The sequence below is a fragment of the Acetatifactor aquisgranensis genome, assembly GCF_943193215.1.
Lineage (GTDB): Bacteria > Bacillota > Clostridia > Lachnospirales > Lachnospiraceae > Acetatifactor > Acetatifactor aquisgranensis.
The window spans coordinates 13,979-27,182 of sequence record NZ_CALPDH010000016.1 but is presented as its reverse complement, the minus strand read 5'-3'; the positions used below and the strand labels follow the sequence as shown (position 1 = coordinate 27,182).

The 13,204-nt window shown below is 37.1% G+C and carries 11 protein-coding genes; all 11 read left to right on the top strand.

Annotation, left to right across the window (positions count from 1 at the left end):
- Positions 1 to 12: 12 nt before the first annotated feature.
- The 11 genes from NFS35_RS14620 to NFS35_RS14570 all read left to right on the top strand — a co-directional run bounded on the left by NFS35_RS14620 (position 13) and on the right by NFS35_RS14570 (position 13,192).
- Entirely contained in the window at positions 13 to 1,236 is a 1,224-nt protein-coding gene (locus NFS35_RS14620; protein ID WP_251207860.1) for a Coenzyme F420 hydrogenase/dehydrogenase, beta subunit C-terminal domain, read from the top strand.
- A complete protein-coding gene (locus NFS35_RS14615; protein WP_251207859.1) occupies positions 1,233 to 2,396 on the top strand; it encodes a glycosyltransferase in 1,164 nt (387 codons plus the stop codon). The genes NFS35_RS14620 and NFS35_RS14615 overlap by 4 nt, the downstream gene beginning before the upstream one ends.
- A gap of 16 nt (positions 2,397 to 2,412) precedes the next feature.
- Positions 2,413 to 3,378: a glycosyltransferase family 2 protein gene (locus NFS35_RS14610; RefSeq protein ID WP_251207858.1), complete on the top strand. Its 966-nt coding sequence runs from the start codon at positions 2,413 to 2,415 to the stop codon at positions 3,376 to 3,378.
- A gap of 9 nt (positions 3,379 to 3,387) precedes the next feature.
- Positions 3,388 to 4,530, top strand: a complete 1,143-nt coding sequence (locus tag NFS35_RS14605) for a polysaccharide pyruvyl transferase family protein (protein ID WP_251207857.1) — start codon at positions 3,388 to 3,390, stop codon at positions 4,528 to 4,530.
- 35 nt (positions 4,531 to 4,565) lie between these two features.
- Positions 4,566 to 5,804 carry an O-antigen ligase family protein gene (locus tag NFS35_RS14600; RefSeq protein ID WP_251207856.1) on the top strand — a complete coding sequence of 413 codons (1,239 nt, stop codon included), beginning with the start codon at positions 4,566 to 4,568 and terminating at the stop codon, positions 5,802 to 5,804.
- A gap of 4 nt (positions 5,805 to 5,808) precedes the next feature.
- Positions 5,809 to 6,876 (top strand): polysaccharide pyruvyl transferase family protein, encoded by a 1,068-nt coding sequence (locus NFS35_RS14595; protein WP_251207855.1) that lies wholly within the window; start codon positions 5,809 to 5,811, stop codon positions 6,874 to 6,876.
- Positions 6,860 to 8,035: a Coenzyme F420 hydrogenase/dehydrogenase, beta subunit C-terminal domain gene (locus tag NFS35_RS14590; RefSeq protein WP_251207854.1), complete on the top strand. Its 1,176-nt coding sequence runs from the start codon at positions 6,860 to 6,862 to the stop codon at positions 8,033 to 8,035. The genes NFS35_RS14595 and NFS35_RS14590 overlap by 17 nt, the downstream gene beginning before the upstream one ends.
- Positions 8,029 to 9,483 (top strand): lipopolysaccharide biosynthesis protein, encoded by a 1,455-nt coding sequence (locus NFS35_RS14585; RefSeq protein WP_251207853.1) that lies wholly within the window; start codon positions 8,029 to 8,031, stop codon positions 9,481 to 9,483. The genes NFS35_RS14590 and NFS35_RS14585 overlap by 7 nt, the downstream gene beginning before the upstream one ends.
- A 7-nt stretch (positions 9,484 to 9,490) precedes the next feature.
- A complete protein-coding gene (locus tag NFS35_RS14580; RefSeq protein WP_251207852.1) occupies positions 9,491 to 10,588 on the top strand; it encodes a radical SAM protein in 1,098 nt (365 codons plus the stop codon).
- Between the two features lie 83 nt (positions 10,589 to 10,671).
- Positions 10,672 to 11,889, top strand: coding sequence for a glycosyltransferase family 4 protein (locus tag NFS35_RS14575; protein WP_251207851.1), 1,218 nt, complete (start codon positions 10,672 to 10,674; stop codon positions 11,887 to 11,889).
- On the top strand, positions 11,879 to 13,192 hold the full coding sequence (locus NFS35_RS14570) for a hypothetical protein (protein WP_251207850.1): 1,314 nt from the start codon (positions 11,879 to 11,881) through the stop codon (positions 13,190 to 13,192). The genes NFS35_RS14575 and NFS35_RS14570 overlap by 11 nt, the downstream gene beginning before the upstream one ends.
- Positions 13,193 to 13,204: the final 12 nt, after the last annotated feature.

Here is a 13,204-nt window from a genome sequence, read left to right as displayed (position 1 = left end):
CGAGGGAGTGAGATGGCGATTATTTTATTTGATGATAAAAATGATTGTTGTAGCTGTGGGGCATGCATGAATGTCTGTCCTAAAAATGCGATAACTATGAAAGAGGATGAGTATGGCTTTACCTATCCTCATGTTGACGAAGCGCTATGTATTGAATGCGGGGCTTGTAAGAGAGTCTGCGGATACGGAAAAGGAGCAGAAAAGCAAAAGGCGCACAGCGTCTATGCAGCAGCTGCTACAGACGAAAAAATATTAAGGGATTCTGCTTCCGGAGGAGCATTTGCGGTACTTGCCAGAAACGTTTTAAAGGGTGGAGGAGTTGTTTATGGCGCGGCTCTGCAAAGGAAGGATGACATTCTGACACCGAAGCATATTCGAATCGACAGACTGGAGGAACTTAAAAAGCTTCAGGGCTCCAAGTACGTGCAAAGTGAGATAGGTTATACATATCGGGAGACGAAAGAAGATCTGCAGCAGGGAAGACAGGTACTTTTTTCAGGAACACCATGCCAAATTGAAGGTTTGAAAATGTATTTAAAGTCTGAAGATGAAAACTTATTGACTGTCGAAGTGATTTGCCATGGTGTGCCAAGTAAGAGGTTATTTCAGGATTTTATCAAGGATTACGGAAATAAGCTGGGCGGATGTGTTAAAGAATTTTATTTCAGGGATAAGAGTAAGGGGCAGGGAAAAGTTACTAGATGTATTTGGCGTAATGAGGGCGGAATTGAGAAGGAGAAGATTAATGTCTGCAATCCTTTGGCATATATTCATTTTTTCTCAGAATCGTACATATGTAGAGTGAATTGCTATAGCTGTCCTTATGCGTCACCCGAAAGGGTAGCGGATATAACACTAGGAGATTTTTGGGGATTTCACGAAGAATATCCAAAGTTAGGAAAAGATATTCCATTGTCTAATGGAAAGGGAATATCCTGTATATTGGTTAATAATGAGAAAGGAGAAAAGGCAATACAGAATAATAGAGCGGAATTTATTTTATTGACCAGTGAGTTTGAAAAAGTCAGTCGACATAATGAACAGCTTTGCCGTCCCAGCAGACACAGCGAAAGAAGAGAAGTGATTCTTGAACTATATAAAAAGCAGGGATATCAAGCCATAAATCAGTATTATCGCAAACATTGCAAAAAGGAACGATTAAAATATTTTGTATCAGGAGTGATGCCCAAAGGGTTTAAAAGGTTCATCAAGAAAGCGGCAGCGAGGATAAGATGAAGAAAATATTGTTTGTTATGACATCCTTGTATAATGGCGGGGCAGAAAGAAGTCTTGTTAATCTTTTGAATGAACTGCCAGAGGAAGAATATGAGATAGACTTATTGCTATTTAAGAAAAAGGGAATGTTTCTGACGCAGGTGCCGGAATATGTGAATGTAATGGAAACGCCGAAATCCATAGACAGAATGTACAATTCTATTTTCAATGCAGGTTTATTGATGCCTTGGAAGCTGGCAGGCAATGGTATTTCGCGGGTAATGACGCATAACAGCAGAGAGAAGAGGGGATTTCGGTGGAAATATTTTTATAGCCCCACGATATCAAAACTGGAGAAGCATTATGATGTTGCATTAGCGTATATTTCAGGGGAGATTTTATATTATGTTGACGAAAAGGTAAAGGCAGATAAGAAGATTGTGTGGATTCACAATGATTATCGTGCAGCGGGGCATCCTAAAAAATATGATTATGAACATTTGACGAATATGGATGCTATCGTATCCATTTCTGATACCTGTGTTGACATATTAAAAGAGGAATTTCCGCAATTAAAAAATAAGATTTTCATGCTGGAGAATATAACATCATCTACGGTATTAAGAAAGCGTGCAATGGAATTTTCACCTAAAGAATATGTGGATAGAGAAATCAATATCCTGTCAATTGGACGGCTCCATGAGCAAAAGGGCTTTGATATGGCAATACAGGCGGCAGGAATCATGAAGAAGAGAGGGATAAATTTTTGCTGGTTTGTTCTGGGAAACGGAGAACTGGAAAGCAAGTTAAAAAAACAAATAAGCGACGAGGGAGTTGAAGACTGTTTTGTATTGCTTGGAGCTAGGGAAAATCCTTATCCCTATATAAAAAATTGTACTGTTTTTGTACAGCCCTCCCGATATGAAGGAAAGTCCGTTGTTTTGGATGAGGCAAAAATATTAGCTGTCCCAATTGTGACAACGGCGTACCCAACGGTGGGAGATCAGCTGGAAGATGGACAAGAAGGGCTTATAGCACCTATGACATCAGAAGGAATTGCGGAGGGAGTGCTTAAAGTCTTGGAGGATACAGCGCTGTATAATCGGATTTCGGGATATTTGAAAAGTCGGGAATATGGAAATCAGAAGGAGATTTTGAAATATCTTAAGTTGATTGGTTAAAAAAGAGGAAAACGTTATGCCGAGTGTAAGTATCGTTATTCCAGTTTTCAATGCTGAGCAATATTTGGAAGCTTGTCTGGATTCAGTCATAAAGCAAACTTTACAGGATATAGAGATAATATTAGTGAATGATGGTTCGATGGACTGCTCTTTGAAAATATGCCAAAAGTATGCGGAAATAGACCATCGTATCGTTGTATGCAGTCAGGAGAATCAGGGAGTCTCTGCGGCCAGGAATGTTGGAAAGCAGAAAGCGGTAGGAGAGTATATTATATTTATTGACGCAGATGACAGGCTGGAACTCAATATGTTGTCTCTGATGCTGTCAGATGCAAAGACATATGAAGCAGATATGGTCATATGCGGTATTCAAAAGTGGAACGATATAGGTATGATAAGCCAGAAAACCGTATCAAGAGGAATAGAAATATTTGGAAAGGAAGAGGCATTAAGGTTTTTCTTTCGCGGAGGAAAGTTCGAACTGGGGGCATGGAATAAACTAATAAAGCGCTCTGTGGTAGATGGAATAGATTTTGATATAAATCGTAAAATGAATGAAGATAAATTTTTTTGTTTTGAAGCTTTAAAAAACTCTTTAAAAATTATATATCATGATGAAAATCTATATTGTTATTATCAAAGAAATACATCAGCTACATACAAGCCCTTTGACTCAAGATGGTTTGATAATGACTATTTTGCAGAAAGGATTTATGAAAGCACCAAAGAGTCGTTTCCGCAGTTAGAAAGGGAAGCACGCTATCAAATGCTTATGTCCAAATACTATTTACTGTTGGTCATGCTGCGGAGAAAGGCAGGGGGGCAGTTCCGGAAAGAATATAGTAATCTTGTGAAAGATATTAAAGAAATAAAAATATGCGATATTGTAGATTTTATTTCATACCGGGCGAGGATTTCATTATTTCTAGTCAGGCATTGTGCAGGGTTATACACATTTATAAATAAGGTGAGGTCAACATAAGAGGGAAAAATGAAAATAAGTATCATAACAGTTCTGAATACAGTAAATTATGGTTCAGCGCTTCAGACATTTGCGACACAAAATTTTTTTGAAAAGTTAGGCGCAGAAGTAGAATTCGTAGATTACTGGAGAAAGGATCAAACAGTCAAAGAACAGATTAAGTACATAGTTTTTGATAAGAAGAAGAACATTCTTCAATGGATAAAAAAACCATTAAGAGATTTGTTAAGGGTTATTTCTGTTTGGAAAGCATATAAATGTTTTCGAGGGTTTATTAAAGAACATATACATATTACGGCTAAAGGATATAATTCGATAGATGACTTGAAAAGAGATGTCCCTGAAGCAGATATATATTGCACTGGAAGCGACCAAATGTGGAATAGCAATTGGAATCAGGGGATAGAGAGGAGCTTTTTTCTGGAGTATGCGCCGGTGGATAAAAAGAGAATCGCATTTGCAACAAGTATCGGAAAAACTGCCATTGATGATGCGGAAGCGGCAGAAATTATGCCTTTGATACGGAAGTATGATTTTATTACTATGCGAGAGCAATCGGCTGTAAATATTTTAAATAAATATAATATTTCTTCAGAGATGATATTGGATCCGACTTTGCTGTTCAGCAGAGAGCAATGGGAAGAACATATCAGTGCAAAAAAAAGAGAAAAGCCATATTTGCTAGTATATCAGCTTCATCAAAGCCACCGTGATATAAATTTTGATGATGTGGTCAAGAGAATAGCTAATAACCGAAAGCTGGAAATAGTGAGGATTGTGTATTCGTATGCTGACAGAAAATTCGGTTCAAAGGTTTGCTGTCCGTCAGTATTTGATTTTCTGTCATTGTTATATTACGCAGATTATATTGTGACAGATTCATTTCACGGTACGGCTTTTTCGATAAATTTTAATCGTCTTTTTTTTGTTGTATATCCGAATTCTTACAGTACCAGAATGGACAATATATTGGAATTTGCAGGATTGCAGAACAGGAGATTTAGCAAGGAGACAGAGGATGGACAGATAGGTCAGGCAATGGATTTTAGCAATGTGAATGATAAATTAAATCATCGCAGAAGAGAGATTTATTATAGATTTGAAAGTTTTTTGACAACAAGTGAAGAAAGTACTGAAAGAGGTTATATATAATGTGTTTAACTACCACAAAACGGAAAGCTTTATCTATGATATTCAGTTTGCTTGTTGTGGCATTATCTACTTTAGCATCCTTATATTATAAACTATCGGGATATGCGCAGTTGTTTATGATAATGTTATTAGCTGTTACATTACTTATCCCCTTTTTTTCAAAAAGTAAATCAGCGAAGATTATCTGTGTTCCTAAAATTACAGTACTATTATTTTTGATGGCGATATGTGTATTACATAATAATTCTAGGTTGAAAGCTATAAATACGGCGACTACGGTGATTTTGTTCATAACCTCTATTTTCATGGTATGGTTGTCAAAATACCAAGATAAAGATTGGCTGGGAAATGCTTTATTGTTTTCAAAAGGAGTTTATATGTTTTATGCACTGTACACCATAGGCATGTATTTTATGCCACAGCTATTCAGGATTACGCTGATGTTATTTCCGAGTAATATGCTCGTACTGACACAGCAATATAGCCAGGGATGCATGCCAGGGTTTACGAACCATTATTCAACGAATGGGATGTTGGTTGGAATGGCAGTAGTACTGTGGGGCTGTGTTATGTTCTTTAACGGAAATAGAAAGACATATAAAATATGGTTTGCTATTTCTCTTATAGCGCTTTTGCTTACGGGAAAACGTGCGCATATATTATTTAGCTGTGCTGCTTTGTTTTTTGCATATTACGCATATATGTCCAATAGAAGAAAAACGCGTCTCGTTAGGACATTTGGTATTTTAATTGGCGTTTTGGTAGGAGTTTATATTATAGCAAATTATATTCCGGCATTGGCTGTTTTTATGACACGTTTTGCCGACACAGCTGAGAGCGGGGATATTACATTGGGAAGGACGCAGATGTGGGCTATTGCATTTGATTTATTTTTAGATAATCCCCTGTTCGGAATTGGGTGGGGACAATTTATACATCGGAATATTCATGAATGGAATGCCCATAATATATATGTTCAATTACTATGCGAGACTGGAATTATTGGATTTACATTTTTTGTTTGCTTTTTTGTATATTCGCTTTTTTCTGCTTGGAAAGCAATGATAAGGATTAGAAAATATGGAAGACATGATGACAGTGGTGCATTATACCTTATGATATCAATAGCAGTGCAATTCTTTTTCCTAATGTATGGATTTACAGGAAATCCGCTTTATGATAAGGAAATGTATTTGCCCTATTTCATTGCTTGTACAATACCTGGCTGGATTAGACAAAACTGTGCAATGGATAATGAATTGAAAGGGGATTGAAAAAGTGAAATTGGGAATCGTCACGCCGTATGATTCAGCGAATTATGGAGCTTATCTGCAGGCCTATGCTTCAAAAGTTTTTTTGGAATCAATGGGTCATGAAGTGTTTTTTATACAGTTTCGAACGGAAGAAGAACGGAAAGATGTTTTTTTTAAACCAGTTACTTCGCTGAAAGGCATGATTAGAACAATACAGCAAGGCAAATATAATAAGCTGATGTATAATGTGATGTCAGAAGCGCTGGATTTGTTTACAGTCATTAATCCATCGGAGATTCGCGGACTTAAGTTGGATGCAGTCATACTTGGAAGTGATGAAATATGGAATATCAATGTAAAGACATTTCAGAATCCATATTTTTATGGTATGAATTTGGGGATAGATAACAGGCTGGCATATGCACCCAGCATGGGAAATGCCGATTTGTGTGATTTTAAGAACTTTCCTGAAATCATAGAGGGCTTAAGGCAGATTAAGATTATAGGGGTGAGAGATAGAAATACGCAGAGTATTGTGGATGGAATCTGTGGAAAGCTTTCTCAAATTGTGTGCGACCCAACTTGTTTGCTGGATGCAGCTGAATATAATTTTGGGCATCAGCACTTTATAAAAGAAAAATATATATTGGTTTATTCGTATAATGTGAATTCGGCTTTTCGAGAATATTTGAAGAAATACGCAAAGCAGAGAAATTTGAAATTAGTTGCTGTATGTATGTACCAGTCGTGGTGTGATTATAATATTTGCTGTTCTCCATTGGAATTTGGCGGATTGATTAAGGATGCGGAGTGTGTTTTTACCACAACATTCCATGGGACGATATTTACTTTAATGCTGCATAAGAGATGCGCAGTTGAAGCAAAATCGAAAAAGGTTTTTGATTTGATTCAATGGACAGGGATGATGGAGACAGGAATTTCAGCGGAAAGCTCTTACAAGGAATTCTGTGATAGCTTGGATACCGTTCCGAATTATGAGACATATGATATAGAGATAAAGAAAAAAAGATGTGATTCTATTGCATTATACCGAGCAGCATTGGAGGCACTAGAGGATGGAAAATATATGTAGCAGGAATTTATGCACTGGATGTGGACTGTGCAATGATTTGTGTCCGCAAAAAGCAATTACAATGGTGGAAGATACAGAAACGGGTCATTTTGTGCCTTGCATTAATAATGAGCTCTGTGTTGATTGTAAAATTTGTGAAAAACATTGCCCATCTTTAAAGAGTCCGGAATATAAGTCTGAGCTTGTGACCTATGCGGCATGGAGAAAGGACAGCGGGAAAAGGGAAGGTAGCAGTTCTGGAGGGGTAGCGGCAGAGTTTTATGAAATCGCATTAGCAGAAGGGTATTGTGTTGTCGGAACATATTTGGATGACAAGTGTTCTGCAAAATTGAAATTGACAGATTCTGCGCGGGACATAGAAAAATTCAGAGGGAGCAAATATATTCAGGCAGACGGCAGTGGAGTGTATGTAGACTGTATCGAAAGAATGAAAGCAGGCAATAAAGTGCTGTTTATCGGAACTCCGTGTCAGTGCGCGGCTATGCGGGCAGCCGCAGGCAAGTTATACTTGGATCAGGTTTTGACAGTAGAACTAATATGCCATGGAGTATCCTCACAAAAAATATTTGCTGATTATGTAAAATCGATAGAAGCAAAGAAAAAGAAAAAAATTACAAAGGTATCTTTTAGGAGTCCATGGGGAGTAGAGCTTTCCTTGTATGCAGGAGAAAAGAAAGTATGGCAATATAAAGGGCATGAGGATGATTTTCTGGTGTCGTTTCAGGAGGGTATATTGCATAATGATATCTGTTATAGTTGCCCTTATGCAAGAGAGGAAAGAGCTTCAGATATAACAATAGGAGATTTCTGGAAAATAGGTGGTGAAATCCCGTTTGATAAGCCGGATTGTAAGGTTTCGGTCCTCATAGTCAATTCAAAAAAGGGGATGGATTTCTTGAAGCTTTGCAAAGGATTGCAGTTAGTTGAAAGAGACTATCAGGAAGCGGTTAATGGTAACCCGAATTTAAGACAGCCTTCAAAAAGCCATCCTCAAAAGGAAAGATTCTGGATAACATACCATGAGAAGGGTATCGAAGCCGCTTATAGGGCAACAATAGGGCCGGGTTTAAGAAAAAAGCGCATTAAGAACAGAATGAAAAGTGTGGCAAAAGGGTGTCTTAAATATTTTATAAAAGGCAAAGGGATAAAAGGATGTTAAAGAAATATAATAGTATACCAATTGCTGCCAAGGCGACGATATGGTTCATATTTTGTTCCGTTTTGCAGAAGTGCATATCATTGCTCACAACCCCTATATTTACGAGAATAATGTCACCGACACAATATGGCCAATTCAGTATATATAATTCATGGCTTCAGATTTTTACGATAATAGCAACGTTGCGGCTAAATTATGCAGTTTTTAATAAGGGAATGAGCAAGTATAAAGAAGACAGGGATGGATATACATCCACAATGCAGTCATTGACATTTATGATTACATTGTGGATGCTAACGATTTACCTTTTTTTCAGAAAGCAAATAAATGAAATTACGGAACTCCCTACATTCATTATGGTAGCCATGTTTACAGAATTACTGGTTACGCCAGCAATTGATTTTTGGACGATTCGGAAAAGATATGAATACATATATAAACCAGTAGTGTTTAGAACTCTTTTGATGGCTTTCTTGAATGCATCTATAGGCATTGTGGCTGTATTGCTGGCAGAGGAGAAAGGATATGCCCGTATCTTGACATGCATTTTGGTTAATTTTTGTTTTGGAACAGCCTTGTTTTATTATAATAGAAAGAAAGGAAAAATTTGGTTTAAAAAGGAGTATGCGATATTTGCATTACAATTTAATCTTCCATTGTTGTTGCATTACTTTTCTCAATATATATTAGATCAATTTGACCGTATTATGGTTCAGAAGATGGTAAGCATGGCAGCGGCTGGCATATACAGTGTGGCATATAACGCGGGATTGCTTATGAAAATAGTGACTCAAAGTATCAATAACGCTTTGGTGCCATGGCAATATGATAAGTTGGAAAAAAAACAGCTAAAAGCCTTGGACGATGCATTGTTCCTTATATACATATTTGTCGCCGGTTGTGCGCTATTTTTTGCATTATTCGCACCAGAGATTATGAGGCTGCTGGCAGATGAAAAATATTATGAGGCGGTTTATGTAATTCCGCCGGTTGCAATAGGGATGGTATTTTCTTTTATGTATACCACATTTGCCAATGTAGAATTCTATTATGATCAGAATAAATTTACAATGTATATCTCTATGGGAGGAGCATTGCTTAATATTGCATTAAATTATGTAGGCATAAAGGTATTCGGATATATTGCTGCAGCGTATACTACGCTATTTTGCTACGCTGTTTTTGCACTGGGGCATTATATTTATATGACAATAAGTGTTAAAAAGGCCCTTAAGATTAATCATGTATTTAATACAATGAGATTATGTATACTGTCATTGTCGGTGTTGCTTTTGGGACTGGCAGTGATTATCTTTTATGAACAAATATGGATTCGACATCTGATGATATTGATAATAGGAGTTATAGCATACAAAAAGAAAGATGAACTTTTTCTTGCATTAAGCGATTTGCAATCTGTAAAAAAGAGAAAAGGTCAGGATAAGTAGAATAGTTATGGCTGATAAAAAGAAAACAGGAAAAAAATTAAATGGAACTGTAATTGTCACATATCGCTGTAATTCGCGATGTAATATGTGCAGCAGATATAAGGAGCCATCCAGGCCAGAAGATGAAATATCTCTGGATGCGCTAAAGAAGCTTCCACCAATGTATTTTACAAATATTACAGGAGGAGAGCCTTTTATACGGATGGACCTCAAGGACATAGTGTGGGAGCTGTATAAAAAAAGTGACAGGATTGTCATATCGACAAATGGCTTTTTTACAGAACGCATTATCGATTTATGCAGAGAATTCCCACAGATTGGCATACGTATTTCAATAGAAGGCTTGGAAAAGAATAATAATGAAATTAGGGGGTTAGAGGATGGATTTAATCGGGGATACACTACGCTGAAGAAGCTGCATGAAATGGGGATGAAAGATATAGGCGTTGGCATGACCATTCAGGATAGAAATGCTTCAGATTTAGTACCACTATATGAGCTGGTTGATGAATTAGGGATGGAGTTCGCAACTGCCGCTTTGCATAATAGCTTCTATTTTGTTGAAAATAGAAATATTATTCATAATCGTCCAAGTGTTGCTGAGAACTTAGAGGATTTGATAAACAAATTGCTGAAATCGAATAGTCCTAAAAAATGGTTTCGAGCATACTTCAATCATGGATTGATTAATTATATATATGGTCAGAAACGTCTGCTGCCTTGCGGCACTGGTGTTGACGTTTTTTTTATCGATCCATACGGTGATGTCATGCCGTGTAACGGTACAAAAAAGAAGGAAGTAATGGGGAACCTAAATAACCAGACATGGGAAGAAATATGGAATAGTCCAAGTGCGGAGAGCGTACGTAAAAAGGTACATCAATGCAACAGAGATTGCTGGATGATTGGCTCTGCATCGCCAGCTATGCGAAGATACATATGGAAACCTGCGTGGTGGGTTGTAAAGCATAAGTTCCTGTTTTTTTGTAAAGCAAAATCTTATGACATGTATGAGAACAAAATTGTAAGAGATTATCGTGATGGTATAGTTACAAAAAGTGAGTTAGACTATTTGAGCACATGTGATATATGTGGTTCAAAGTAAGAAAAATATCATAATTAAGATTTGCGGATATGATATGTGAATGAGAATAAAGGATAGAAATGACTTAAGAGGCGGGACAATTCATGAAAGTTTTGATGATTAACAAGTTTTTGTATCCTAATGGAGGAACGGAGACATATATTCTTAAATTTGGAGAGTTCTTAACAAAAATGGGCCATGATGTCCAATATTTTGGCATGGAACATGAGCAGAGATGTGTTGGAAATCGAGTCAATGCGTATACAAAATATTTAGATTTTCATGGAAAGAATTCTATTTTGAAAGCCGGATATGCCGTTAAAACGATTTATTCTATAGAAGCTAGAAAAAAGATTCGACTGGTTCTAGATGATTTTAAACCGGATATTTGCCATTTGAATAATTTTAATTATCAATTGACGCCATCCATAATATTAGAAATCCAAAAATGGCGAAAAGAGGGAAATAAGTGCAAAATCGTATATACTGCGCATGACTCTCAACTGATATGTCCTAATCATTTGCTCTATAATCCGTATGCTAAAAAGCTATGTGAGAAATGTTTGGATGGGAAGTATATAAACTGTATATTGGGTAAATGCATACATGGATCGGGAATAAAGTCGGCAATTGGAATGATAGAGGCATATTACTGGCATAAAAGAGATGTATATGGCTTTATTGACACGATAATATGTTGCTCTGGTTTTATGAAACAGAAAATAGATATGAAAAAGAATTTTGCTTCGAAAACAATAGTATTACATAATTTTATGGAAGCAATTGAACAAAAAAAAGTGAAGAAACAGGATTATGTTTTGTATTTTGGCAGATATTCTGAGGAAAAAGGAATAAAAACGTTACTTGAAGTTTGTAGAAAGCTTCCAGAAATACAATTCGTCTTTGCGGGAAAGGGGCCAATGGAAAGTGAGGTTGATAAAGTAGAAAATATCAGAAATGTTGGATTTTTGACGGGTAAGATGCTAGACAAGGTAATCAGTGAAGCCAGATTTGTGGTATATCCGTCAGAATGCTATGAGAACTGTCCATTTACTATTATGGAGAGCCTGGCGTACGGAACTCCTGTTCTGGGAGCGGATATAGGGGGAATTCCGGAACTGATTACAAACGGCAAGACAGGAGAATTATTTGAGAGCAAAAATGAACAAGATTTGAATAACAGGATATTAAGATTGTGGAATAACGAAGATGTTACGAACCAGTATGCGGCGAATTGTAAAGAAGAAAAACTGATTAGTATTGAAAAATATTATGAAGAAGTTATGAAAATTTATGTTGCGGGAAGGAAAAATGTTAAATAGGAATAGAGCAAAGAGATTTATTGTTTTCCAAATTATATTTGTGTTATTCTCCGGCCTGCTGATTGATTTGGGACTTCCTGCAGGTGTCCGATACCTGACAGATATTATCAATCTGATTCTTTTTCTGGGGGTTTTGATATCGACAGGTACGGTGAGGCATAAAAATGATATGTATAAAAGGGAGGTGGTCATTGCAGACATAGTTCCAATGGCAACCATGTTCCTTTGGCTTTTTTTCATGCTTTTGTCAACTTGCTGGAAAACCCCGTCCATACTCCGTATGGCATGGGCCGCGAGAAACTGGGCACGGTTCTTTCTTTTTTTTGTGGCATGTAGGATATTTCTGGACAAAAAAGCTGTAGAGAATGTATATCGTGGACTGTTTGGAATTTATATATTTGACTTTTTTTTAATCTGTTTTCAATTTTTGTTTTTAGGCTCTAAAGGAGATAATCTGGGTGGAATTTTTGGAAGCATGATAGGAGGAAATGGACAGACGAACATTCTCCTCTGTATTATGCTGATTTTAGGCATATGTGTATATTTTGAACAGAAAATGAATGTTGCCATGCTGTTTTTTCTGCTGTCTTCTACAATGGCTATTGCTGCATTGGAGGAACTTAAAATTTTTTATTATGAATATATAGGAATCACAGTATTGGTCAGTGTGATATATGTGGTAAAGAAGCAGGCAAGGATACAGAGAATGCTGCGTTTTGCTGTTGCTGCAATTTTGGCCTGGCTGGTTGGACTTGCAATACTGGCTGCTATATTTCCGAGGCATTTTGATGTAATAATTGGTAAGACAAGCTATTGGACGTATGAAGCCCACAGCAGCTCACAGTACAAAATTAGCCGCGTAAAATTCATACCCGAAGTCAACGACCTGTTTTTTAAAAAATCCCCCATCTTGAACCTGACAGGGTACGGCTTCGGAAACTGTGAATACTCTAAATTCGATTTCCTGATTAGCCCCTTTTACCGTGAGCATGGGGAGACAAATTATCTATATTTCAGCCACCAGACGCTGTTTCTGGAGGGCGGACTGATTGGGCTGGGGTTGTTCGTGGCCATCTTTGGTGTTATAGCGGCACAGCATCTGAAGAAATTGATTGCATGCAAAATCGTCAATAAATATGCTGTTTTTGGTTTTGTGTTTGGATTGGTTACCATGGCTAATGTCTTTTACAACAATGCTACAAGAACGGAAATATCCTATCTGACCTATTTCTTCTTGGCTGCGGCATCTATCATGACTAATGAAAGCGAGGACAGTGGGCCAGGCGTACAGTCTGTGGCATAGAGTGAGCAACAA

Excerpts from the sequence above, each read along its gene's own strand:
- NFS35_RS14610 (WP_251207858.1), top strand. The coding sequence starts at position 2,413 with ATGCCGAGTGTAAGTATCGTTATTCCAGTTTTCAATGCTGAGCAATAT.
- NFS35_RS14580 (WP_251207852.1), top strand. The coding sequence starts at position 9,491 with ATGGCTGATAAAAAGAAAACAGGAAAAAAATTAAATGGAACTGTAATT.
- NFS35_RS14605 (WP_251207857.1), top strand. The coding sequence starts at position 3,388 with ATGAAAATAAGTATCATAACAGTTCTGAATACAGTAAATTATGGTTCA.
- NFS35_RS14575 (WP_251207851.1), top strand. The coding sequence starts at position 10,672 with ATGAAAGTTTTGATGATTAACAAGTTTTTGTATCCTAATGGAGGAACG.
- NFS35_RS14570 (WP_251207850.1), top strand. The coding sequence starts at position 11,879 with ATGTTAAATAGGAATAGAGCAAAGAGATTTATTGTTTTCCAAATTATA.
- NFS35_RS14585 (WP_251207853.1), top strand. The coding sequence starts at position 8,029 with ATGTTAAAGAAATATAATAGTATACCAATTGCTGCCAAGGCGACGATA.
- NFS35_RS14600 (WP_251207856.1), top strand. The coding sequence starts at position 4,566 with ATGATATTCAGTTTGCTTGTTGTGGCATTATCTACTTTAGCATCCTTA.
- NFS35_RS14590 (WP_251207854.1), top strand. The coding sequence starts at position 6,860 with ATGGAAAATATATGTAGCAGGAATTTATGCACTGGATGTGGACTGTGC.
- NFS35_RS14615 (WP_251207859.1), top strand. The coding sequence starts at position 1,233 with ATGAAGAAAATATTGTTTGTTATGACATCCTTGTATAATGGCGGGGCA.
- NFS35_RS14620 (WP_251207860.1), top strand. The coding sequence starts at position 13 with ATGGCGATTATTTTATTTGATGATAAAAATGATTGTTGTAGCTGTGGG.